General features: G+C 65.2%; 17 protein-coding genes. 9 read left to right on the forward strand and 8 right to left on the reverse strand.

Annotated features, from left to right (window positions below; all coding sequences use genetic code 11):
• Positions 1 to 35 precede the first annotated feature (35 nt).
• Positions 36 to 2,411 carry an ATP-binding protein gene (locus tag NOV72_RS12650; protein WP_106855097.1) on the reverse strand — a complete coding sequence of 792 codons (2,376 nt, stop codon included), beginning with the start codon at positions 2,409 to 2,411 and terminating at the stop codon, positions 36 to 38.
• Positions 2,412 to 2,696: 285 nt separating this feature from the next.
• Between NOV72_RS12650 and NOV72_RS12655 the strand changes: the two genes are divergently transcribed.
• On the forward strand, positions 2,697 to 4,439 hold the full coding sequence (locus NOV72_RS12655; protein ID WP_106854938.1) for a ShlB/FhaC/HecB family hemolysin secretion/activation protein: 1,743 nt from the start codon (positions 2,697 to 2,699) through the stop codon (positions 4,437 to 4,439).
• Between the two features lie 23 nt (positions 4,440 to 4,462).
• Here the strand turns inward: NOV72_RS12655 and NOV72_RS12660 are convergent, their stop codons facing one another.
• The 3 genes from NOV72_RS12660 to NOV72_RS12670 all read right to left on the reverse strand — a co-directional run bounded on the left by NOV72_RS12660 (position 4,463) and on the right by NOV72_RS12670 (position 8,771).
• The gene (locus NOV72_RS12660; RefSeq protein ID WP_106854939.1) at positions 4,463 to 6,820 is read right to left on the reverse strand and encodes a beta strand repeat-containing protein; all 2,358 of its coding nucleotides are present in this window, start codon (positions 6,818 to 6,820) and stop codon (positions 4,463 to 4,465) included.
• 264 nt (positions 6,821 to 7,084) lie between these two features.
• Complete coding sequence (locus tag NOV72_RS12665; RefSeq protein ID WP_181291024.1) at positions 7,085 to 7,453, reverse strand: hypothetical protein; 369 nt, start codon at positions 7,451 to 7,453, stop codon at positions 7,085 to 7,087.
• Positions 7,454 to 7,625: 172 nt separating this feature from the next.
• Positions 7,626 to 8,771, reverse strand: a complete 1,146-nt coding sequence (locus tag NOV72_RS12670; RefSeq protein WP_106854941.1) for a porin — start codon at positions 8,769 to 8,771, stop codon at positions 7,626 to 7,628.
• A gap of 280 nt (positions 8,772 to 9,051) precedes the next feature.
• Here NOV72_RS12670 and aldA point away from each other — a divergent pair, with 280 nt between their 5' ends.
• From aldA to NOV72_RS12700, 6 genes are all read left to right on the forward strand, one after another.
• A complete protein-coding gene (gene aldA / locus NOV72_RS12675) occupies positions 9,052 to 10,476 on the forward strand; it encodes an aldehyde dehydrogenase (RefSeq protein ID WP_106854942.1) in 1,425 nt (474 codons plus the stop codon).
• A 112-nt stretch (positions 10,477 to 10,588) separates the two neighbouring features.
• On the forward strand, positions 10,589 to 11,890 hold the full coding sequence (locus NOV72_RS12680) for an MFS transporter (RefSeq protein ID WP_106854943.1): 1,302 nt from the start codon (positions 10,589 to 10,591) through the stop codon (positions 11,888 to 11,890).
• On the forward strand, positions 11,887 to 13,104 hold the full coding sequence (locus NOV72_RS12685) for a mandelate racemase/muconate lactonizing enzyme family protein (RefSeq protein WP_106854944.1): 1,218 nt from the start codon (positions 11,887 to 11,889) through the stop codon (positions 13,102 to 13,104). Before NOV72_RS12680 ends, NOV72_RS12685 begins: the two co-directional genes overlap by 4 nt.
• 27 nt (positions 13,105 to 13,131) lie before the next feature.
• Positions 13,132 to 14,790 (forward strand): GMC family oxidoreductase, encoded by a 1,659-nt coding sequence (locus NOV72_RS12690; RefSeq protein ID WP_106855098.1) that lies wholly within the window; start codon positions 13,132 to 13,134, stop codon positions 14,788 to 14,790.
• A 158-nt stretch (positions 14,791 to 14,948) separates the two neighbouring features.
• Complete coding sequence (locus tag NOV72_RS12695; protein WP_106855099.1) at positions 14,949 to 15,869, forward strand: LysR substrate-binding domain-containing protein; 921 nt, start codon at positions 14,949 to 14,951, stop codon at positions 15,867 to 15,869.
• Positions 15,870 to 15,880: 11 nt separating this feature from the next.
• A complete protein-coding gene (locus NOV72_RS12700; protein WP_106854945.1) occupies positions 15,881 to 16,762 on the forward strand; it encodes a LysR substrate-binding domain-containing protein in 882 nt (293 codons plus the stop codon).
• Positions 16,763 to 16,769: 7 nt separating this feature from the next.
• Here NOV72_RS12700 and NOV72_RS12705 read toward each other — a convergent pair whose 3' ends face one another.
• The 4 genes from NOV72_RS12705 to fae all read right to left on the reverse strand — a co-directional run bounded on the left by NOV72_RS12705 (position 16,770) and on the right by fae (position 21,244).
• On the reverse strand, positions 16,770 to 18,146 hold the full coding sequence (locus NOV72_RS12705) for an MFS transporter (protein ID WP_106855100.1): 1,377 nt from the start codon (positions 18,144 to 18,146) through the stop codon (positions 16,770 to 16,772).
• Positions 18,147 to 18,247: 101 nt separating this feature from the next.
• Positions 18,248 to 19,687: an NAD-dependent succinate-semialdehyde dehydrogenase gene (locus tag NOV72_RS12710; protein WP_106854946.1), complete on the reverse strand. Its 1,440-nt coding sequence runs from the start codon at positions 19,685 to 19,687 to the stop codon at positions 18,248 to 18,250.
• Entirely contained in the window at positions 19,684 to 20,721 is a 1,038-nt protein-coding gene (locus NOV72_RS12715) for an aldo/keto reductase (protein ID WP_106854947.1), read from the reverse strand. Before NOV72_RS12715 ends, NOV72_RS12710 begins: the two co-directional genes overlap by 4 nt.
• A gap of 13 nt (positions 20,722 to 20,734) precedes the next feature.
• Positions 20,735 to 21,244, reverse strand: coding sequence for a formaldehyde-activating enzyme (fae, locus tag NOV72_RS12720; RefSeq protein WP_106854948.1), 510 nt, complete (start codon positions 21,242 to 21,244; stop codon positions 20,735 to 20,737).
• A gap of 285 nt (positions 21,245 to 21,529) precedes the next feature.
• Between fae and NOV72_RS12725 the strand changes: the two genes are divergently transcribed.
• Together NOV72_RS12725 and NOV72_RS12730 are read left to right on the forward strand one after the other, a co-directional pair.
• Positions 21,530 to 22,222, forward strand: a complete 693-nt coding sequence (locus NOV72_RS12725; RefSeq protein WP_106854949.1) for a hypothetical protein — start codon at positions 21,530 to 21,532, stop codon at positions 22,220 to 22,222.
• A gap of 41 nt (positions 22,223 to 22,263) precedes the next feature.
• A complete protein-coding gene (locus NOV72_RS12730) occupies positions 22,264 to 23,022 on the forward strand; it encodes a phosphatase PAP2 family protein (RefSeq protein WP_106854950.1) in 759 nt (252 codons plus the stop codon).
• The last annotated feature ends 274 nt before the right edge of the window (positions 23,023 to 23,296 follow it).

The following is a 23,296-nucleotide window of genomic DNA, read 5'->3' on the forward strand; positions in this document are numbered from 1 at the left end:
GATCGATGAGATCGCGGCCGTTTTTGCGTTTCGCGTTACTTCTTTTCCTGCTCCGACCGTTTGATGAGCTGGCCGATGTCGTGCCCCGCGCCGCCCGTGCCTGCGGCGAGCCGCGCCAGCGCGGTCGCGGCCGTGTCGCGCCGCACGCCGCTCTCGGGACGAAACTGCTTCGGCAGCGCCATATGGAACGTCGCGCCCCGGTCGGGCGTGCCTTCGGCCCAGGCCTTGCCGCCATGTCGCTCGATGATCCGCCGCACGTTCGCGAGCCCGATGCCGGTGCCGTCGAACTTTTCGTTCACGTGCAGGCGCTGAAAGACACCGAAGAGCTTGTCGACATAGCGCATGTCGAAGCCCACGCCGTTGTCGCGCACGAAATACACGACGTGGCCGGCCAGTTCGCCCGTGCCGTCGCGCGCGCCGATCTCGATCGCCGGCTGTTCGCGCGCCGCGCTGAACTTCACCGCGTTCGACATGACGTTCGCGAACGCGACGTGCAGAAAGACGTGATCCGCTTCGATGGGCGGCAGCGCGTCCACCTTCCAGCGCACGCGCGCCGAAGCGTGCTCCTCGATATCGTTTTGGATGACCGTATGGACGAGCGCGTGGACATCGACTTTATGCGGACGCAGCGCCGCGCGGCCGAGTTGCGCGAACGAAAGCAGATCGTCGACGAGACGGCCGCCGAAACGCGCCGATGTCACGATGCGCTCCAGATAACCGCGTCCGCGCTCCGACAGCTTCTCGCCGTCCATCTGCCCGAGCAGGTCCGCGAAGCTCACGATATGCCGGAGCGGCGCGCGAAGATCGTGCGACACCGTGTACGAAAAACCTTCGAGCTCGTGATTCGCGCGGCCGAGCTCGGTCGCGAGCTGCGCGATTTCCTCCGCGCGCCGCAGCACGATGCCGAGCACCGCCGCGCGGAACTCCAGCGCGATCTCGCGTTCGGCGGCGCGCCACGGCAACGAGCGATGACGCACGACATCCGTCCACGTATCGAAGCTCACGCGCGGCGACAGCGAGTCCGCGAGGCCCGTGAGCTTCGCGCGCGGGTCGCCGGCCCATTCGATCGTCTGCACGACTTCGCGGCGAAACCAGATCACGTAGTTGCGGTAAATCTTCGAGATCGACACGGCTAGAAAACCTGCCACCTCCGGCGAATCGGCGAGCGCGGCGCATTCCTGTGAAGCGCGATCCGACATCACGACGTCTTCGCTCTGATCGTCGAGCCAGTCCACGAGCGCCGTCACGCCGTGCTCGCCCGGCGTCACGCCGACGAGCGACGTGCGCCCCTCGAAGATCACCGCCGCGCCCGACGAGCGCGTGAAGCCGAGCAGATCGGATGCGTCGTTGACGAGCGCATCGACGAAGCTGTCGGTATTGGCCATCGACGAAAGCAGCTTCGACAGCATGCGGCGCAGTTCGAGCCGGTAATGCGCTTCGCCCTGCGACGCGCGCGCCTCGATCTGCAGCGAGACGATCTGCGCGACATGCTCGCAGGCGGTGCGCACTTCGAACGGCGGCAGGCGCGGCGTCGCGTGATGGCAGGAGATGAGGCCCCAGAGCTTGTCGTCGACGAGAATCGACATCGACATGGAGGCGAGCGTGCCCATGTTGCGCATGTATTGCAGATGCACCGGCGACACGCTGCGCAAGGACGCATAGGTGAGATCGGTCGGGCGGCCGGTCGCCGGATGCTGCGCGGGCACGAGCGGCGCGGCTTCGTAGTCGGCGTTCGAAATCAGCCGGATGCGGTTCTTGCGATACAGCTCGCGCGCCTGCGCCGGAATGTCCGACGCCGGAAAATGCTGGTTCAGATACGACGGATAACCCGGCTCGACGGTTTCGGCGAGCACGTTGCCGTTGCCTTCTTCATCGAACTGATAGACGAGCGTTCGCCCGAATCCGGTGATGCGCGCGATTTCAGCCGCGGCGAACCGGCAGATTTGCTCGATGGTACGCATCGACTGCACTTCGGTGACGAAGGAGCGCACGAGCGGGTAAATGGTCGAGAAGACGTCGGCGGTGTCCTGCGCCGGCTCGACTTCGACGAACAGCAAGCCGTCATGCCGATGCACGACAAGCGCGACCGGCCCGCGTGTCGTCCAGCCGTCGAGGATCACGTTGCCGACGTGGATCGTCGCGCCGTCGCGTGCGAGTTGTGCGAGGCCCGCGCTCGCGCGTTCGCCGGCAGGCTGACCGAGCACGTCCGACAACGCGCGCCCGAGGCACTCGTCCGGCGCGATGTGCGCGAACTGCGCGACGTTGGCGCTCACCTGCGTGATGCGGCAGTGCGCATCGACGCTGAAGAGCACGCCGTGAGGCTGGATGCCGCCGGGAATGTGGATCGGCTCGCGCGCGCATTGCACGTCGACCGAGGCATCGGTGAAATCTGCGGTGGAGGTTTTGTCCATCCCTGTCCTGGTCATGCGGTTTCGGCTGCGCGTCGCGCCGATCGTGTTCGAATCATAGATGCGTTGGGCCTTCATGACAGGTGCCGCGCATAAGGCGGCGATTTCTACATGCCATGCGACTCGCGCCGCGTCATTTCTACTTGAAATGTCGTGGAAGCACTTGGCGCATGAAGCGTTCCGGGAAGCATACCCGGAGCGCGTGACCGGCTGATACCATGCGGAGCCGACCCACGCGACGAACGCCGGAGGAGACATGCTTCATGATCGCCGCGCGCGCTGCTTCGATTGACCCGCGTCCGCTTCGTCGCGATCGTCTGTATCGCGCTTGCAGGCGATGCCGCCGCGCAGTCGTATCGCGATGTCGCGCCGATCGCGCCGCCTGCCGTCGAACGGCCGCGCGCTTCGCCGTCGCGGCCCGAGCCCGCCGAAGCTTCGCAGAACGTCGCGATTCGTGAGTTGCGCGGCATCGCGTTCGTGCGCGCGGATGGCGCGTCGGCATCGTCGGTGCAATCGGCTGCAGGCGGCGCGATCACGGCAACGAGCGCTCCCTTGCTCACGCCCGAATTTCTCGACGGCTTCTCCGCCGATCTCCACAAGCCGCTGACTTTCGCGCGTCTCGCCGACATTCGACGCGCCGTCGTGCAGCGATACCGCGCCGCCGGTCAGCCGCTCGTCGATGTGTACGTGCCCGAACAGGACGTGAGCGATGGCCTCGTGAAGATCGTCATCGCCGAATATCGCGCGGGGCGTGTGATTCCCAAGGGCAATCGCCATTTCTCCGATGCGCTGCTCATCCGCGAGATGCCGCTCGAAAGCGGCGCGCCGATCCGCGAAAGCGATGTCGCTTCCGGGCTCGCGCTGCTCAACGCGAATCCGTACCGGCGCGTGGACGTGATCTACGCGCCCGGCGCCGCGCACGATACGACCGATATCGTGCTGCAAACCGAGGATCGCTTTCCGTTGCGCATTTACGGCGGCTACAACAACGACGGCGTGCGCGATCTCGGACGCGACCGCATCCTCGCGGGATTCGACTACGGCAATCTGTTCGGCGTCGATGCGCGCATCGGCTATCAGATGACCGCGAGCAACGATCTGTTGAGCGGCAATCCGGATATCGAAGGCCGGCCGGATCGTCCGCGTTACATCGCGCATGCGTTCAACGTGGTCGCGCCGTTGCCGTGGCTCGATCGCGTCGAGTTGTTCGGCGTGTTCGCGCAGAGCACGCCGCGTCTGCCCGACAGTTACGGGCAAACCGGTCTCAGCGCGCAGCTCAGCTTCCGCTACGACTGGCGCCTGCCGCCGCTCGACAACGCGGGCGCGTGGCAACAGCAGGTGCAAGTCGGCTACGACTTCAAGCGCTCGAACAACGACCTCGAATTCGGCGGCTTTCAGGTGTTCAACGCGAACACGCATATTCATCAGTTCGTCGTTGCCTACGATCTTTCGAACAGCGATGCTTCCGGCGATACGCATCTGAATGCATCGCTCTTCGCGAGTCCGGGCTATTTCGACAGCAGCAGCAACGACGCCGCCTACGATGCCGCGCGTCTCGGCGCGAAGCCGCGCTATCAGTACACGCAGCTATCGGCGCAACGCGACATGCCGCTCGGCAAGTCGGGCTTTTCGGTGTCGGCGCGCGGGCTCGTTCAGTGGACCGGCAGCACGCTCTTGCCGAGCGAGGAACTCGGTCTGGGCGGCGATGCCACCGTGCGCGGCTACGAGCCGTACGCGGCGCAAGGCGATCGCGGATGGAACCTGCAAACCGAACTGCGCGCCCCGGCGATATCGGCGGGCATCGCGGCGATGCAGCCGTTCGTGTTCTTCGATGCGGGGCACGTGTGGAATCGCATCGCCGAATTCGGCGAGGTCAATAACGCGTCACTGGCGAGCGTCGGCGCGGGGATTCGCGTGCAGGCCGGGCGCTTCGTCAGCTTTCGCGGCACCTATGGATTTCCGTTGAAGGCCGTGGTGCCGAATGGATCGAAGGCGCCGGTCGGCGAGCTCTTTCTCGTGATCGGGAGCTAGCGCGCCGTCCGGCCGGCCGCGTTTCAGGGCTGCGCCTGCTGCCACTGCAAGACGGGATGCGTCGCGCCCGACGGCATCGCCCAGACGCCGCCCGCCGGAATGTTCCAGCCGGCGAAACTCGACGCGTTGCTCATCTGCGCGGTGCCGAGACCGTTCGAAGCGGGCGGCACGGCGCCCGAATTCGATCCGGCGGCGCTGGTTTGCATCGTCGTGTCCTTGTTCCAGTAGACGTTGCCGTGAATCGCGCCCTGGTTGTACGCCGCGATGCCGGCTTCCGGATCGGCCGAAGGCCCGCCGAAGCCGACCTGCCCGGCTGCGAACGATTCGTCGATCACGCCGCTGCTGCCGTTGACGAATACGAGTCCGCCGCCGCCGAAGCCGCCCACGACGCCCGTCGCGTACGACTGCGTGATCAGTCCGTTGTTGAAGGCGACGAGTCCTCCGGTTTCGCCGTGGTTCCCGGCATAGGTGGCGCCGGTCGCGTACGACTGCGCAATCGTGCCGTTGTTCACGCCCACGAGCCCGCCGGCGGGAATCTGATAGCCGACCTCCGCCGTGCTCGACGACCGTTCGACGACCCCGTTGTTCACGCCGACGAGCCCGCCCGCACCGGCCCCGCCGAAGCCGTTCTGCCCGACGATGCCCGCCGTGTCGACATACGTGACGAGACCGTTGTTCTGCCCCGCGAGCAGGCCGAATGCGCCCGACGTGTAGTCGCCCGTGCTGGCGTTGGTGAGATTCAGATTGCGCACGACGCCGCTTGCGCCGATCACGCCGAACATGCCGTAGCGGTCATCGTTGGGATTCGCCACGGTCGCGAGCTTGTCGATCGTGTGGCCGAAGCCGTCGAACTGGCCGGTGAACGGCGTCTGCGTCGCGCCGATCGCCGTGAAGAACGACGGATAGGCGGTCGCGCTCGCGTCGATATCCTTGCCGAGCGCATAGGCGCCCGCGAGGTCTTTCGACACGTTGGAGAGATCGGCGAGCGTGTTCACGAGCCTGTACGCCGTGGCCTGCGTGACGAGTCCGCTGTATGGCGCGGCGGTCCATCCGCTGTTCGTGAGCAGCGTGCCCGGCGCATAGGCGCCGTTCATGTCGTAGAGCGCGCTGACGATGCCGCCGCTTTTCGACCAGTCGATCGTGCCGCCGTTCGTCACGGCGCCGCCGTTGTCGATGCCGCCCGCATCGGCGCGCAGCGTGAGATTGCCGTTGCCCGTGTTGCCGATGCCCGCGCCCGCGCCGATCGCCACGTCATGCGCCGCGCCGAGCGTGAGCGATGCATTGCCGTTCCACCTGACGTTCCCGCCTACGGTCAGATCGCCGCCGCTGGCTTCGACATCGACCGACGTGCCGTTGCCGAGACTGCGCGCGACCGAGTCCGCGGTCGCCTGATCGACCGTGAATGTCGGCGCGCCGAGCTTCCACGTACGCGCGAACACGTTCGCGCCCGCGACGTCGAGCGTGTTCGCGCGCGTCTCGACCGTGCCGCCGCCGCCGTCCGCGTTCGTCGCGGCGATCGTGCCGTTCGCATGCACCTCGCCCTGGTCGGCGACCAGCCAGACGTGACCGTCGCGGGTCGCGGTGCCGGTCGCGCGGATCGCGCTGCTGTTGCCCGCGAGCGCGTACACGTTGCCGTCGGCGGCCTGGAGACTGGCTTGCGCCGCCTGAATCGTCCCGGCGTTCATCGCCATGCCGCCGCTGCCCGCCTGCACGAAAACCTGTTGTCCGCCCGACGCATCCCGCAGCAGCACCTGATTGCCGGTCGCGATTTCGGCCGTGCCCTGCGGCGCGCTGATGCGCCCGCCGTTCACCGCCGCCGTGCGCGACACGAGGAACACGTCGCCGCCGCTCGATCCGATCTTGCCGAGATTGATGACCATGCCGCCGCCGCCGCCCGAGAGCGTGAGCGGGCCGCCCTGCATGAACGCGTCGTTGCCGATGTCCAACGCGGACGCGACGAAGCGCCCGCCCGTCGCGACGACGCCGCCCGGCCCGACCAGCACGCCCTGCGGATTGACGAGATACACGCTGCCCGTGGCGCTGAGCTGCCCGAGGATCACCGACGCGTCGCCGCCCGTCACGCGATTGAGCGTCGCGCCGGTGCCGTTGTGGAACGTGACCTGCCGTCCGCTGCCGATCGAGAAGCTGTTCCAGTCGATGACGCCGCGCGCCGACGTCTGATCGATCGTGAGCGACTGGCCGCCGCCGCCGATCGCGCCGCTGCCCGCGACGAACTGGCCGCCGCGCGGCAAGGGCGGCGCGGCGCCGGCGAAACTCGCGCACGTCAGGCCCGCGACGAGCGGCACGAGCACCGCGAGCGGCCGCAACCGCGCGCGACGAATCCGGATATGAGGAAGGAGCGGACGAATGCTGCGCGGCATGGCGACCTCCGGTCGGTGTCGATCGTTTTCATCGTTCTTGGCCGCTGACGGTGTAGCCGCGCTTCACCCGGCGATTCGAGTCACGGCGGGGGAGCTTTCATCGACGTGCGAGCAGGCGCGCCGATGGTAGCGCCGCACCATGCGCGTCTATGTGGGGTTCCGCACATATCGCCGGTCGAAAAAATGTCGGTGGCCGGACGCGAGACGCATCGGGGCATGCGCGCGCCGCGGCATGAAAATTGATCGCCGCACCGAAGAAGGGCGCTAATGCGAAGGCCTGCGCCGGCTCGTCAACTCGATTCGGCACGCCTGATAGATGCGCTGCACGAGCGCGCTGTCGTAGTCGAGATCCTCGCCTTCGAGAATGCGCTCGATGTCGCCGCGTGAGGCATCGGCGTCGAGCGTGGTCGAGAAGCGCGCGGCAAGCGCCTGCGCCGCCGCCGAGAGCCGCGCGGTTTCGATCCACTCCGCCGCGCGATGATGCCGGTCGAGCCAGCGATGCGCCGTGCGCACCTGAAACGAGGTATCGGGCCAGTCGCCTTCGATGTAATACGCGCCGAGCAATCCGCACGTGAGCCAGCACAACAGATGCACCCGGTCGTCGGGGCCGAGGGGATAGCGCACTTGACTCATGATGGCGGCACCGAAATGACCCATCGGAATGACGCATCGACGATAGCATGCCGCACATGCGCCCGGCATGCGGCTCGCGTATGTTCCTACGCGGCGCGCATGCGGCTGGCGATCGAACGGCCCGGCGCACGTTCCTGAACGCGGCGGCGCCGGGCCTCTTCCTCGCTGAACGTCAGAACGCGTGCCGCAACGCCACCCGCGCGACGAACTGCTCCGAATTCGACGACAAACCCAGCGCGCCCGGAATGAACGCCTGATCCATCACGGATTCGGTCGATTCACCGGTGATCTTCTGATACGCGCCCTGCAGGTACACATCGGTGCGCTTCGACAGGAAGTAATCCGCCATCAGACCGGCCGAATGAATGCGCGGCTTCACGGTGCCCGCCGCCGAGTCGTACGTCTCGATCGAATACACGTATTGCGCGCCGACGAAGAAGTCCGGCGTGAACTGATACTTCCCGTTCACTTCGAAGTTCTGATACTTCAGATTCTTGAGCGAATTCCCTGCCGGCGCGAGCGGCACGCCGATATAGCCGTTCGTCACCGGATCGCGATAACTCGAGTTCGTGTACGCGAACCCCGCGGTCGCGTTGCCGAACGTGTAATTCACGCCCGCGCCGAAAATCTGCATGCGCCGGGCGATGAAGCTGGCGTCGTTCGTGGCGATCGCGCCGTTCGCATTCGAACCCGTGCCGTCGGCGCGCAAATAGGCCGCGCCGGCCAGCAAGCCGCCATTCGCATACGATGCCCCGACGCTGTACTGCCGGTTGCTCGCGAAGTTCGTTTCGTTGCTGAAGCTGTACGTGCCGCCGAACCGGAAGCCGGAAAGCGAAGGGCTCGCATACTTGACCGTGTTGTTCACGCGGAACGAGTTGTCGGTGTTGTCGTTATCGAACGGATGCGCGAAGAGATAGCCGGCCCAGTTGCCGTTGGCTGTCGTCGGCGCGAGATAGTCGACCACCGAATCGTACTGGCGGCCGAGCCTGATGGAGCCGAAACGGTCGTTGTTTAGTCCCACGTACGCCTGCCGCCCGAACATGCGCCCGCCTTGCCCGGCGGCGCCGTTGCTCAGATTCACGCCGCTTTCGAGCTGGAAGACGGCCTTCGTGCCGCCGCCGAGATCCTCGACCCCGCGCAGGCCCCAGCGGCTGCCCGCCGCGTAGCCGCTCGTGAGTTCATAGGCGTGATTCCCGCCGACATTGCTCGTGTAGTCGAATCCTTCGTCGAGGATGCCGTACAGCGTGACGCTGTTCTGCGCATGCACCGAAGTGGCGATGCACGCGAGCGCGGTCAGGGAAATTGCTTTGATTCTCATGAAGTCTCAAGTCTTTTTGGTTATTTGAGAAGAAGTCCCAACCATCGATCTGGGCGGGACCGCGAGCGACGGATTGTCCGCGATGAAAGTGCGGCTGCAAATGGATTTAGTCGAAGACCAAGCGTGAGTTTTCCGAATGTTCTTCCAGAAAATTCTTCGCTTGTCGTTGCAGCGCGAGGCGCGGAAAAATGCGCCGCAAATGCGTTGTGTTGTCGCGGCGGTGCCCGAAATCCCGGCGACCGGCCGGCACGACGCACAGCGATCAAGGAAACCGCCAGACATGAAGCCAGAAAGCAATTTTGTGAACGGACGTTTCATCGAGCCCGCGAGCGATCACGTCACCGCCATCCTGAATCCCGCGACCGAAGAGGTGGTGGGGCACGTCCACAACGCGTCGCGCGAGCAGGCGTTGCTGGCCGTCGAACAGGCCGCCGCCGCGCAGCGTCTGTGGCGCGTGACGACGGCCGCCGAGCGCGGCGCGCACATGCAGCGTCTCGCCGACGCCATCGTCGAAGCGTCCGCCGAGATCGGCGCGGCGCTGTCGGCGGAGTCCGGCAAGAGCCTGCTCGACGCGACCAACGAAGCCGTGTACGCCGCGCAGATCACGCGTTATCACGCCGAATGGGCCCGCCGCATCGAAGGCGAAGTCATTCCGAGCGATACGCCGAACGAGAATCTCGTGCTGCATCGCGAGCCGATCGGCGTCGTCGCGTGCCTGATTCCGTTCAATTTCCCGATCTACACGCTGATGCGCAAGATCGCGCCGGCGCTAATTTCGGGCAACACGGTCGTCGTGCGTCCGAGCAACAACACGCCGCTGTCGGCGTTCGAACTGGCGCGCGCCGTCGAGCGCGCGGCGCTGCCTCCGGGCGTCGTCAATATTCTCGCGATGGAACACGCAACGGCCGAAGCCGTCTGCACGCATCCGAAGGTCGGCATGATCACGCTGACGGGCAGTGTCAACGCGGGCCGCAAGGTGCTCGAGTACTGCAAGGCGAACATTGCGAAGCCTTCGCTGGAACTGGGCGGCAAGACGCCCGCGATCGTCGAGCCGGACGCCGACCTGCAAAAGGCCGCGCGCGAGCTCGTCGCCTCGAAGCTCACGCATTCCGGTCAGCTCTGCACGGCCATCGAACGCGTCTATGTTCACGAGAGCATCCACGACGAATTCGTCGGCCTGCTGCGCGAGCAGATGACGGCGAAGCGCATCGGCGATCGTCACGAGGACGCGAGCAACATGGGTCCGCTCGTGAACAAGGCATCGCGCGACGGCATTCACGCGATGGTCCGCCGCGCAGTCGAGGCGGGCGCCAGGCTCGAAACCGGCGGCGAAGTGCCGAATCGCAAGGGCTTTTTCTATCCGCCGACGCTGCTCTCGAACTGCCGTCAGGACATGGAGATCGTGCAGGAAGAGACCTTCGGTCCGGTGCTCGCGGTGCTCAAGTACGCGACCATCGACGAAGCGCTCGCGATGGCCAACGACCACCAGTTCGGCCTCTCGTCGGTGCTCTACACCGAGAATTACCGCACGGCGATGAAGGTCGCCAACGCGATCGAAGCAGGCGAGCTCTACATCAACCGCACGCCTGCCGATCCTTACCAGGGTTTCCACGCCGGCTGGAAGCGCTCCGGCATCGGCGGCGACGACGGCAAGCACGGCATGCTCGAGTTCACGCAGACGCGTCTCGTCGTCATGAAGTACTGATTCTCGCGGCCGCTGTCCGGCCAATCACTTTCACCCTAGACAAAAACATATTGAAGGCCCAGCCGCGCGGCATCCGCATGCCGCGCGCCGCTGCCCTTCGAGGAGAACGACTGTGTCATCGAATCCCGCTCAATCCGGTCAGAGCGTGATCGCGCCGCGCGAGACCACGCGCGCCGACCGCTATATTCAACTCGCGCTGCTCGTGATCGCCGCCGGCGCCATCTATCCGATTCTGTATCTCCGGCAGGTCTATCAGCCGACCATGCTCGAGGTCTTTCACATCACCGAAGCGCAACTGGGGTATCTCTACTCCGCGCTCGGCACGATCTTTCTCGTCTGCTATCTGCCGAGCGGCTGGCTCGCGGATCGCGTCGCGCCGCGCGTGCTCATCAGCTTCTCGCTGGTCGCGACGGGCGCGCTCGGGCTGTGGTATTCCACCGCGCCGTCGTTCGGCTGCCTGATCGCGATCTTCGGCGGCTGGGGCCTGACGACCGGTCTCACGTTCTGGGCCGCGATCATCAAGCGCGTGCAAATGATCGCCGCCGACAACGAGCAAGGCCGCTTCTTCGGCTTTCTCGATGGCGGCCGCGGCCTGATCGAAGCGATGCTCGCGACCATCGCGATCACGCTCTTCGCGTGGGTCACGCAGACGCGCGGCGAATCCGCTACCGCGGGCTTCCGGGTCGTCGTCTACCTGTACGCATTCCTGTGCATCGGGCTCGGCGTGGCGCTCGCCGTCGTGCGCGATCCGCAAGGCGCGAACCCTGCGCAAGGCGTGCGGGAAAAGCGCAACGCGTTTCGCGATCTCGCCGTGCTGCTGAAGAACCCGCAACTGTGGCTGCTTTCGGCGATCGTGTTCTGCGGCTATCAGGTGTTCTGGGCGACGTACAGCTTCTCCGCGTATCTGCACGAGAAGGAAATCGGCTTGTCGGTGGTGGCCGCGGGCTTCATCACGACGGCCAAGCTGTGGATGCGCCCGATCGGCGGCATCGGCGGCGGCTTTCTCGGCGACCGTTTCTCGAAAACCTCCGTGCTCGTGTTCGCGCTGTTCGCGGCGGCTGCGGCGCTGCTCCTGCTGATGGCCGCGCCGTCGATCGGCAGTCACGTGCTCATCGCGGTGATCGTGCTGTTCATCGGCGTGATGACGTACGCGATTCGCGGCCTCTACTGGTCGCTGCTCGATCAATGCAAGGTGCCCGCCGAAACCATGGGCCTCGCGATCGGCCTCGTTTCGATGATCGGCTATTCGCCCGATGCGGTGCTGCCGCTCATCAACGGCTATCTCACGCAGAACTATCCGGGCGCGCATGGCTATCAGCTCTACTTCGGCTACATCGCGTCCATGTCCGCGCTGGGCGGCGTGGCCGGGCTCGTCTTCAAACATCGACTGAACAAACTGGGAGCGCAACAATGAAGATCGCTTCGCTGGAAACGTATATCGTCGCGGTTCCGCCGCCGCATATCGGCGGCATGTACTGGATTTTCGTGAAGCTGCGCACCGCGTGCGGCATCGAGGGCGTCGGCGAGATCTACTCCGCGACGTTCCATCCGAAGGCGATGGCGCCGGTCATCGAAGACGTGTTCGAACGCTATCTGCTCGGCCACGATCCGCATCATGTCGAGCGCTTCTATCGCGAGGCGTATTCGAGCGGCTTCACGCAGCGCCCCGATCTTACGATGATGGGTGTCGTCAGCGGCCTCGAAATGGCGTGCTGGGACATCATCGGCAAGGCGGCGGGCAAGCCGGTCTACGAGTTGCTCGGCGGCCGCGTGCATGAGCGCCTGCGTTCGTACACCTATCTCTACCCGAAGAACAGCCGCGGCGAATACGACTACGACGATCCCGATCTCGCCGCCGAATGCGCCGCGCACAACGTCGCGCTCGGCTTTACGGCAGTCAAGTTCGATCCGGCCGGCCCGTACACCGCGTATTCCGGTCATCAGATTTCGCTCGAAGTGATGGACCGCTGCGAAACGTTCTGCCGCAAGGTGCGCGAGGCGGTCGGCAGCAAGGCCGATCTGCTGTTCGGCACGCACGGGCAGATGGTGCCGTCGTCGGCGATCCGTCTCGCGCAGCGTCTCGAAAAGTTCGATCCGCTCTGGTTCGAGGAACCGGTGCCGCCGGGACAGGAAAGCGCGATGGCGCAAGTGGCCGAAAAGACCAGCATTCCGATCGCGGCCGGTGAGCGCCTGACGACGAAATACGAGTTCTTCAAGCTGCTCGAAGCGCGCGCGGCGTCGATTCTTCAGTTCAACGTCGGGCGCGTCGGCGGCCTGCTCGAAGCGAAGAAGATCGCGAGTCTCGCCGAGGTGTATTACGCGCAGATCGCCCCGCATCTCTACAACGGCCCGGTCGGCGCCGCCGCGAGCATTCAGATTGCCGCGTGCTCGCCGAACTTCCTGATTCAGGAAAGCATCGGCACGTGGGACGGCTTTCACGCGGACGTGCTCAAGTCGAAGATCCGCTGGGAAGACGGCTACATCATTCCGTCGACGGAGCCGGGCCTGGGCGTCGAACTGAACATGGACGTCGTACGCGCACATACGCCTTACACGGGCGAGCGTCTGCATTTGCAGATGGCGGCGCGGCCCGCCGACGTGAAGGATCTCGCGCCCGCAAAGGGCTGAACGCAGGGCACAGAAAGCATGAAGAGCATGGAATTCGATTACATCATCGTGGGCGCCGGATCGGCGGGCTGCATTCTCGCCGATCGCCTCACCGAGTCCGGCGAGCATTCGGTGCTGCTGCTCGAAGCGGGCGGCGCGGACGACTCGTTCTGGTTCAAGATTCCGGTCGGCTTCACCAAGACCTACTACAACCCGGAATACAACTGGATGTACTACAGCGAGCCGGAAGCGCAACTGAAGGACCGCTCGCTGTATTGTCCGCGCGGCAAGGTGCAGGGCGGCTCCGGTTCGATCAACGCGATGATCTACGTGCGAGGCCAGCCGCACGATTTCGACGACTGGCAGCGCGCGGGCAACGCGGGCTGGAGCTATCGCGACGTGCTGCCTTATTTCCGCCGCCTCGAATCGCACTGGGCCGGCGACACGCCGTATCACGGCGCGAAGGGCAAGATCCGGGTTTCGTCGATGAAAGACGGCGCGCACGCGATCTGCGGCACGTTCCTCGAAGGTGCGCGGCAGGCAGGCTTTCCCGTCACCGGCGACATCAACGGCGCGGACTACGAAGGCGCGACCATCTACGACATCAACGCGCGCAATGGCGAGCGTTCGTCGAGCAGCTTCGAGTATCTGCATCCGGTGCTCGGGCGCAAGAACCTGCGCGTGGAGCGCAACGTGAACGTGAGCCGCGTGCTGTTCGACGGCAAACGCGCGACGGGCGTGACGGCGTCGCGCAAGGGCGAAACGCTGCGATTCCATGCCAAGCGCGAGGTGATTCTGTCGGCGGGCGCGGTCGATTCGCCGAAGCTGATGCAGCTTTCCGGTCTCGGCGACGCCGCGCTGCTCGCGCGGCACGGCATTCCGGTCGTGCATGAATTGCCGGCCGTCGGAAAGAATCTGCAGGATCACCTGTGCGTGAGCTTCTACTATCGTGCGACGGTCGAGACGCTGAACGACGAGCTCGGTTCGCTTTTCGGCAAGGTCAAGGCCGCGATGCGGTATCTGACCTCGCGCAAGGGGCCGCTCTCGATGAGCGTGAACCAGTCGGGCGGCTTCTTCAAGGGCGATGACGACGAGACGCAGCCGAATCTCCAGCTGTATTTCAATCCGCTCTCGTATCGCATTCCGAAGAGCAGCAAGGCGCAACTCGAACCCGAGCCGTACTCGGGCTTCCTGCTGTGCTTCAACCCGTGCCGGCCGACGAGCCGCGGATCGATCGAAATCGCGTCCGGCCGCGCGGAAGACGCCGCGAAGATCAGCATCAACGCGCTGACCACGCCGAAGGACATACGCGAAGCGGTGCAGGGCAGCAAGCTCGTGCGCAAGATCATGAACTCGGCGGCGCTGCGCGCGATCACGGCGGAAGAAATCTCGCCGGGACCGGACGTGAAGTCCGACGCCGACATGCTGGCGTACTTCCGCGAGCAGTCGGGTTCGATCTACCATCTGTGCGGTTCCTGCGCGATGGGCCCGGACGAACGCACGGCGGTCGTGGACGAGCGGTTGCGCGTGCACGGCGTGCAGGGCTTGCGCATCGTCGATGCGTCGATTTTCCCGAACATCACGTCGGGCAATCTCAATGCACCGGTGATGATGGTCGCCGAGAAGGGCGCGGACATGATCCTCGACGACGCCCGCACGGTCGCCGGGCAAGTTTCGGCGCCGGCGGAGCCTGTCGCGATCGCCTGATCCGCATGGGCCGCGAGGGATCACACCCCTTCGCGGCCCGAAGCGGCATAATTTGCCTCGATTCGTAAAATGTCGCCTCAGAGCGGCACATTCCGGTGTGGATGCGTGCCCAATGCGCGCATCGAACGCACGGAAAGGAGATCGATTTGAAGCGGAAGATGCCTGCCCTGAACGCGCTGAGGGCATTCGAGGTGGCCGGACACACCGGCAGTTTCACGCGCGCCGCGGAAATGCTGCACGTGACGCAAAGCGCGGTGAGCCGGCAGGTGCGCCAGCTCGAAACGCAGCTCGGCGAGCCGCTGCTGTTGCGCCGGCATCATCATCTCGAATTGTCGGCGACGGGGCGGCTCTTGCTGCAGGCGCTCAGGATGTCGTTCGACCGCATCGAACTCACGGTGCGCAGCATTCAGGAAAGGACGCATCTGAAGCGCTTGCGCATCAACGCGCCGCCTACGTTTTCCAGCCGCTGGCTGATGCCGCGGCTGCAATCGTTGCGCGCCGCCGCGCCGGAACTCGAAATCACGCTGACTACGCGCCTGAAGGACGATCTCGTCGAATCGGGTGCGCTCGATTGCGCGATCCGCTTCGGCAACGGCGAATGGGACGGCCTCGACAATCAGTTGCTGATGAACGAGCGGCATATCGCCGTGTGTTCGCCGGCGCTGATCGGCGAGCGCGACACCTCCGGCATCGACCTGAACGAATTTACGCTGCTGCATGTGCTCGCCGCCAGCGATCAACGCTATCTCACGTGGCAGCACTGGCTCAAGGCGGCGAATATCGACGATGTCGAAACGCGCGGCGGCTATGAGTTCGATCTGCTCGATCACGCGATTCGCGCCGCGGTCGACGGCCTCGGCGTCACGATCGCCGATCGTCACATGATCGCGCCGGAGTTGCGGCAGGGAACGCTCGTGCCGATCGTCGATGTCGAGGTGGACGGGCATCAGTCGTACTGGCTCGTCACGCGGACCGGCCAGGACGATGCGCCGCAAGTCGCGCTCTTTCGCGAGTGGCTGCGCGCCGAGATCGAGAAACAGGCGCGCGGGCGTGGCGGCAAGCAAGGCAAGCGCAAATAACGGAGAAGATCGTGCGGCGATTGCCATCCTTGACCGCGTTGCGCTTCTTCGAGGAAAGCGCGCGCCATATGAGTTTCAACAAGTCCGCGGCGGCGCTTTGCGTGACGCCCGGCGCGGTGAGCCGCCAGATTCGCCTGCTCGAGGACGCGCTCGGCACGAAGCTGTTCGACCGCGATCACAAGGGCATTCGGCTGACGAAGCAAGGCGCGGAACTGCTCGCGTGTTTGTCGGAAGCGTTCGATTCGATCGAGCGCGTGACCCTGTCCCTCTCCACGATGCGGCGCAGCGAGCGCAAGCGCCTGACCGTGAGCGCCCCGCCGACGTTCGCGACCCGCTGGCTGTCGCCGCGACTCGGCTCGCTGATGGACGCGGTGCCCGACATCGATCTTTCCGTGCGCACCGATGCCACCGACGACCGTCAATGCAACATTCGCTTCGGGTACGAGGCGCGGGCGGATCACCGGTCGGAGCTGCTGTTCATCGAGCGGCATGTGCTGGTCGGCGCGACGAAGTTCGCGGGGCAGTCCGTCGAAGCGCTGCTCGAACGGCTGCCCGCGCTGCATGTGCTGCACAACGACGCGCGCCTCACGCTCTGGCCCAACTGGCTCGACGCAGCGGGATTGCCGCGCGCGTTCGGCGAAAACGGCATCGAATTCTCGACGCTCGATCAGGCCATTCATGCGGCGCGCGCGGGCTCGGGGCTGGCGGTTGTCGATCGCAGCATGATCGCCGATGAGTTGCATGATGGGTCGCTGGTATTGTTGTCGCCAGTGGAGTCGACCGGGCCTTACGGGTATTGGCTGGATATCGCGCCTTCGTTTGCGAGCGCGGACAGCGTGCAGGCTTTCGCGGAATGGCTGCGCGCCGAGGGAGCGAAGGGCGCGCAGCCGTAGCGAGCGATCACCCGCGGCTTGCCTGATTCAACGTCAGATGCTTCGTTTCGGGCGCCCACGCGATCGATACGATCATCCCGACGAGCAGCACCGCGGCGAGCACGAGCATCGTCATCTGCACGCCGGCCTGCGCGATCCCGATAGGCAACAGGAACGTTCCAACCGCCGATCCCAGCCGGCTGCACGCAATCGACAATCCCACGCCGCATGCGCGCGCCTCGGTCGGAAAGCATTCCGGCGGAAACACGCCGACGAGATTCGAGAATGCCGACATCGTCAACGTGAAGATGCCGAACGCGACGATCATCCCGACACTCGCCGACGACGGCAGCACGCTCAGCGCGAACAGCGACAGACAGCACACCGCAAACGATCCGATCAAGAACGAGCGCCGCGACAGCTTGATCGTGAGCCAGATTCCGAGCAGCGCGCCGAGCACGAGAAAGGCGTTGAGCAGCAGATCGGCGCCCGAGCCTTCGGGCAGGCGGATCGCCGTGAGAATGCTCGGCAGGAACGTATAGATCGCGAAGTAGGGAATCACGAGACACACGAAAAACGCGCAGTTGAACACCGTGCGGCGAAGCAGATCCGGCTTGAAGAGGCGCGCGAAGCCGCCGGCGGGCGCGAAGTGCTCGCCCGTATCGGCGTCGAGCGTCACGTTCGGGCCGAAGTGCTTGCGCACGATGCGCAGCGCTTCGTCGCGGCGGCCTTTGCCGAGCAGCCAGCGCGGCGACTCCGGCGTGCCCATGCGCATGATCAGCACGAGAAACGCAGGAATGCCCGCGGAGGCGAGCAGCCAGCGCCACGCATCCGGCGACGCATCCGCGTAGTGCATGCCGAGCACGTTCGCGATCACATAGCCGATCGTCCAGATCACGCTGAACGAGCCGAGCAGCGTGCCGCGATGCTTGCGCGGCGAGAACTCCGCGAGAATCGCATGACCGACCGCGAAGTCGCCGCCCATGCCGAAGCCGATCAACACGCGCAACGCGACGAGCATCGCGGGCGTGGCCGCGTAGAACTGCGCGAACGCGGCCGCCGTGATGATGACGAAGCTCAGGAGGAAAATTTTCTGACGGCCGAGCTTGTCGGAGAGCCAGCCGAACACGAGACTGCCGAGAAAAATGCCGATCAGCGCCGACGAGCCGAGCAGGCCCGTCCAGAAAGCGTCCAGCGGAATCTGCTTGTTCAGCGACGTCAGCGCATAACCGATCGTGCCGAGCGCATAACCTTCGGTGAAATGCGCGCCGAAAGTCAGGCCCGCGATCTTCACGTGGAAGCGGTTCAACGGCACATCGTCGAGTGCGATGCGGTCTTGTGCGGCATTGAAGGGTGCGCCCGCGCCGGGGGCGAGCGGCTGCGCGCTCAGGCTGTGAATGTCCAAGAGTATCTCCTCCACTTCCGAGTGGAGCGGCGTGTCGTACGCCGCAAGAAAACCGCGCACGCGATGGCGTTATCGTTCGTGCGCGCGCGGTGCGGGATGAATCAGCGGCCGAGTCCGGCCATCATCATGTACTTGAGCTCCATATATTCATCGAGCCCGTACTTCGATCCTTCGCGGCCCAGTCCCGACTGCTTCACGCCGCCGAAGGGCGCGACTTCCGTCGAGATGATGCCCTCGTTGATGCCGACCATGCCGCTCTCCAGCGCGTCCGCGACGCGCCACGCGCGGCCCAGGTCGCGCGTGTAGAAGTACGCGGCGAGGCCGTACGGCGTGTTGTTCGCCGCCGCGATCACGTCCTCTTCCGACTTGAAGCGGAAACACGCGGCCACGGGGCCGAAGGTTTCTTCGTCGGCGATCAACATGGAAGGCGTGGCGTCCGTCAGCACGGTCGGCTCGTAGAACGTGCCGCCGATCGCATGGGGCTTGCCGCCCGTCAGAACCGTTGCGCCTTTGCTCACGGCATCGGCGACATGGCTCTGCACCTTCTTCAGCGCGGCCTCGTTGATGAGCGGCCCCTGATCGAACTCGCCCTCGAGCCCGTTGCCGACGCGCAGCTTGTGCACCGCGCGCGTCAACGCATGCGTGAACGCGTCGTAGATGCCGTCCTGCACGAAGAAGCGGTTCACGCACACGCACGTCTGCCCGGTGTTGCGGAACTTCGACGCGATCGCGCCCTGCACGGCGGCGTCGATGTCGGCGTCGTCGAACACGATGAACGGCGCATTGCCGCCGAGTTCCAGCGACAGCTTCTTGAGCGTATCCGCCGATTGCTTCGCGAGCAGCTTGCCGACGCGCGTCGAGCCCGTGAACGACAGCTTGCGCACATCGGGCGATTCGGTGAGCACCTGGCCGATGGCCGTGGCGTCGCCGGAGACGACGTTGAACACGCCCGCCGGAATGCCGGCTTCCTCGGCGAGCACGGCAAGCGCGAAGGCGGAAAGCGGCGTCTCTTCCGACGGCTTGAGCACCATCGTGCAACCTGCGGCGAGCGCGGGGCCGGCTTTGCGCGTGATCATCGCGAGCGGGAAGTTCCACGGCGTGATGGCCGCGACGACACCCACCGGCTCGCGCGTGACGACGATCTTCGAGTTCGGCTTCGGACTCGGAATGACGTCGCCGTAGCTGCGCTTGGCTTCCTCGGCGAACCACTCGAAGAAGCTCGCCGCGTAAGCGACTTCGCCGAGCGCTTCGGCAAGCGGCTTGCCTTGCTCGCGTGTGAGCAATTCGGCGAGCGTGTTGCGATTGGCGAGCATCAGTTCGCCCCAGCGCTTCACGCGCGCGCCGCGTTCCTTCGCCGTCAGCGCGCGCCATGCGGGGAAGGCGCGCTTCGCGGCATCGATGGCTTGACGCGCTTCCGGGCCGCGGCCGTGCGCGACGTTCGCGATCACGTCGCCGGTCGCGGGATTGCGAACGGGATACGTGCTCGAACTCTCGTGCCACTTTCCGTCGATGTAATGATTCGATTGCAGCAGGTTCATCATGCCGCGCGCTCCAGTGCGTGTTCGAAGACTCCCTGCGCCGGACGCGCCTCGCGTGCGATGCGCCGCCCCGCGGTGTAGTCGTTGATGAGATCGCACGGGGTGTAGTTGCGCTCGAGTTCGTGCAGTTCGTCGTCGTCGAGCTTGGTGTCGAGCGCGGCGAGCGCGCTGTCGAACTGCGCCGCCGAATCCGCGCCGACGAGCATGCTCGAAATGCCGGGCCGGCTCAGCACCCACGCCTGCGCGATCTGCGCCGCCGGCACGCCGCGCCGCGCCGCGACACGCGCGACCGACGCGGCGATCTCCTGCGAAGCGCGATCGCCATACATTTGCGCGGTGAAGAAGTCGGTCTGATTGCGCGTGGACTTTGCGTCGGAAGTCAGCAGGCCGCGTGCGAGCGGGCTGAACACCGACACGCCGACGCCCTGGTCGATGCAATACGGAACCATCTCGCGCTCTTCCTCGCGATAGGCGACGTTCAACTGCAACTGCATGTTGATCGGCTTGTGCCAGCCGTTGCGCTCGCACGCCTGCATGATCTTGGCGAACTGCCAGGTGTACATCGTCGAGACGCCGACGTAACGCGCCTTGCCCGCGCGCACGATGTCGTCGAGCGCGCCCATCGTTTCTTCGACGGGCGTGTTCACGTCGAAGTAATGCAGCATGTAGACATCGACGTAATCCATGCCGAGACGCTTCAGCGACCCGTCGATGCCGTCCATGATGTGCTTGCGCGAATGCCCGCCCGCGTTCGGGTAGCTCGCCATGTCGTAGCCGACCTTCGTCGTCACCACGACTTCCTCGCGTTTCACGAGACGCTTCAGTATGCGGCCGACGACTTCCTCGCCCACGCCGGTCGAATAGAAATCGGCCAGATCGATGAAGTTCACGCCCGCTTCGAGCGCGTGGCGCACGATCGGCTCGCTTTGCGCTTCATCGAAAATCCAGGGCTTCCATTGCGGCGTGCCCATGTTCATCGTGCCGAGGCACAGGCGCGAAACCTTCAGGCCGGATTGGCCGAGACGCACGTATTCCATTTGCAGAAACTCCTTACTTCTTCGGCGTGTAGAACGGGTTCGAGACGTCGCGCGCGGCCTTGAACACGGCTTCCTTGCGCGGCAGGCCTTCCATCGCGGCGATGATCGCGTTCTTGCACGCGCGATAGTTGTTCTCGAAGACGGCGTCGAGATCGTCGGTTTTGGGATTGACCCAGTTCGCCGACACGACGACCCAGTCGTTCTCGGCCTCGGGCGGCAGCGTGCCGTTTTCGAGCGATTCGGCGACCGCCTTCGCGATGCCCGCCTGCGATGCGCCCCAGGTCGCGTTGCCGTGGAAATCGCCTTCGATCTGCGCCTTGTTGACGTAGAGCGTGAGCGGCTTGGTCGGCACGCCGGGCTGCGCGATCACGACGAACGGCGCGTGACCGGCGGACGGCGTCGCCAGCGCGGTCGCGAAAGCCTGACCGGCCGGGCCGTTGCGCGGGCCGACCAGCACGTTGATATGGGCGAGATTGACGCCCGGCCCTTCGAAGCCTTCGCCGATGAACAGATTCTTTTCCATAGACTCCTTCCTTGTGTCCGCGTGATGTGTAGGGTTCGGCCACCATTGCGGTGGATGTGAGGCATTCTGCGGCGGGGTTCGCGTGAGGAGGAATCGAGGATTTGTGAGGGTAGCGTTGATGAAAGCTCAACTCGGGGTTGACCCGTAGGCAACATTGTTTCGAATGGTGCCCGGCTCTGCGGTTTCCTAAGCGTCCCATAAGGAACGAACGTCGAAAATGACAGTTTTTTACCTGAATGCGGAGCGTTCCGGCGCATCGCGCGCGCCGCGTCTCCGCTGGCGCGCATGCCTTCTACCGACCGCATTTCCCCGCTCCACGCCACGGACGTTCCGTGGCGCTATCACGATCTCGCCAAGTCGCGCGTGCGGATTCACGAACCGCCCGCGCCCGGCGAGGTCTGTCTCTGGCTTGTGCCGAGCGAATTCCGCTTTGCATCGGCGTCGAATATCGGGAACTGGCTCACTCCGGCCGAGCGAAAGCGCGCGCGGCTGCATCCGAATTCGGCGCTCGGGCGGCGCTTCGGCGTCGCGCGCGCGACCCTGCGTCTCGTGCTCTCGCACATGCTCGATTGCGAGCCCGACGAAGTGGGCGTCGGCGATGAACCGGGGGAACGCATCGTCGTCGCGCATCCGCTCGCGGAGGGCGCGATTCATGCCGACGTGGCGTACTCGGGCATCTGGATCGTGATTGCGGTGGCATCGGCGAGAATAGGGCTCGGACTGACGGTCGAAACGACCGGCGTCCGCGACGCGGTCGCCAAAAAGCTCATGTGGGACGAAGCGGCGCGGATCGGCAGAACGCGCGCGGCGCACGGCGAAGCGGGCGACGATGCTTCCCTGCAAGACTGGTATGCCCTCACGCTGCCGATGCCCGGCGAAATCTGCGGCGTGCTCGTCACGGAGCAGCCGGTCGCGAGCGTGCAGGCGTTCGGGTGGGAGAAACCGTTCGAAGCGGAGGACAGCAGAGCCGCGTCCTGAGCCCGCGCGAGCGCCGGGCAATTCGGGAGAAACGAAACATCATGGAATACACGGCGCTCGCGCAACGCCATGCGGTTGCGATCATCGCGATCGTGCTCTTTGTCGTGCCCTCTGTCGCGGCTGGCGCGTGGGCGTGGGCCGCGCGAAAGAGGCCGGCGTCCGGTCCGGCCGTCGCGGTGTTCGCGCTCGCGACGATCGCGTGCGGCGCGGCGGCGTTCGTCGCGATTGCGACGCGCATCGCACGCGGCACGGCGTTTTCATCGGCGGATCAGCGTTTGCTCGACGCCGTGCGCGACGGCACGCCCGCATTCGTCGCGCGATGGTTCGCCGGTCTCACGCATCTCGGCGACCCGTGGTTTCTCACGCTCATGTGCGCGCTGATGTGCGCGGCGCTAATCCTGACGCGGCGCTTCGGCCTCGCCGTGTATCTCGCCGCGACGACGAGCGCGGGCGGCCTCTTCAATCAGGCGCTCAAGGCGATGATGCGCCGCGATCGTCCCACCGGTTCGACGGTGCCGCTGCCCGAGAGCTTCGCGTTTCCGAGCGGGCACACGTTCGGATCGATCGTCTGCTACGGCATGTGCGCGTACGTGTTGTTGCGCCTTGCGCCGACGCGCCGCGATCCGTTCATCGTCGGGCTGGCGTGCTTCATCGTGCTGGCGATCGGAACCAGCCGCGTTGTGATCGGCGTGCATTTTCCCGGCGATGTGATCGGCGGCTTCGCGTCGGGCGGCGCGTGGCTCGCGGCGTGCATCGGCGTGGCGGAACTGGCGCGGCGGCAAGCGCGCACTGTCGGATGAGCTCGATTGTTAGGCCCGCGATGTCGGCAACTCGCTGATTTCGTGAATACTATGAAATGAGCATTCGGATTTGAACGCGTATTAGAAAATATACTTCTCCTGTTGTGCGCGAGCACGCACAGCCTGCGATCACGGAGAAGAAGATGAGAAGATTCGGTGCGTGGCTATTGGCATTATTGTTAGGAATACTGCTTAGCGGATGCGGCGCAGGCGACAACACCGACGCCGCAAACGCCGCGGCCAGGAGTTCGACGGAGCAATCGAGCGCGCAAGA

The organism is Caballeronia novacaledonica, from assembly GCF_900258035.1.
Classification (GTDB): Bacteria; Pseudomonadota; Gammaproteobacteria; order Burkholderiales; family Burkholderiaceae; genus Caballeronia; species Caballeronia novacaledonica.

What these genes read in the sequence shown, in the direction of transcription:
- NOV72_RS12650 (WP_106855097.1), bottom strand. Translation starts at nt 2,411, where the DNA reads ATGGACAAAACCTCCACCGCAGATTTCACCGATGCCTCGGTCGACGTG.
- NOV72_RS12660 (WP_106854939.1), bottom strand. Translation starts at nt 6,820, where the DNA reads ATGCCGCGCAGCATTCGTCCGCTCCTTCCTCATATCCGGATTCGTCGC.
- NOV72_RS12665 (WP_181291024.1), bottom strand. Translation starts at nt 7,453, where the DNA reads ATGAGTCAAGTGCGCTATCCCCTCGGCCCCGACGACCGGGTGCATCTG.
- NOV72_RS12670 (WP_106854941.1), bottom strand. Translation starts at nt 8,771, where the DNA reads ATGAGAATCAAAGCAATTTCCCTGACCGCGCTCGCGTGCATCGCCACT.
- aldA (WP_106854942.1), top strand. Translation starts at nt 9,052, where the DNA reads ATGAAGCCAGAAAGCAATTTTGTGAACGGACGTTTCATCGAGCCCGCG.
- NOV72_RS12685 (WP_106854944.1), top strand. Translation starts at nt 11,887, where the DNA reads ATGAAGATCGCTTCGCTGGAAACGTATATCGTCGCGGTTCCGCCGCCG.
- NOV72_RS12690 (WP_106855098.1), top strand. Translation starts at nt 13,132, where the DNA reads ATGGAATTCGATTACATCATCGTGGGCGCCGGATCGGCGGGCTGCATT.
- NOV72_RS12695 (WP_106855099.1), top strand. Translation starts at nt 14,949, where the DNA reads ATGCCTGCCCTGAACGCGCTGAGGGCATTCGAGGTGGCCGGACACACC.
- NOV72_RS12710 (WP_106854946.1), bottom strand. Translation starts at nt 19,687, where the DNA reads ATGATGAACCTGCTGCAATCGAATCATTACATCGACGGAAAGTGGCAC.
- NOV72_RS12715 (WP_106854947.1), bottom strand. Translation starts at nt 20,721, where the DNA reads ATGGAATACGTGCGTCTCGGCCAATCCGGCCTGAAGGTTTCGCGCCTG.
- fae (WP_106854948.1), bottom strand. Translation starts at nt 21,244, where the DNA reads ATGGAAAAGAATCTGTTCATCGGCGAAGGCTTCGAAGGGCCGGGCGTC.
- NOV72_RS12725 (WP_106854949.1), top strand. Translation starts at nt 21,530, where the DNA reads ATGCCTTCTACCGACCGCATTTCCCCGCTCCACGCCACGGACGTTCCG.
- NOV72_RS12730 (WP_106854950.1), top strand. Translation starts at nt 22,264, where the DNA reads ATGGAATACACGGCGCTCGCGCAACGCCATGCGGTTGCGATCATCGCG.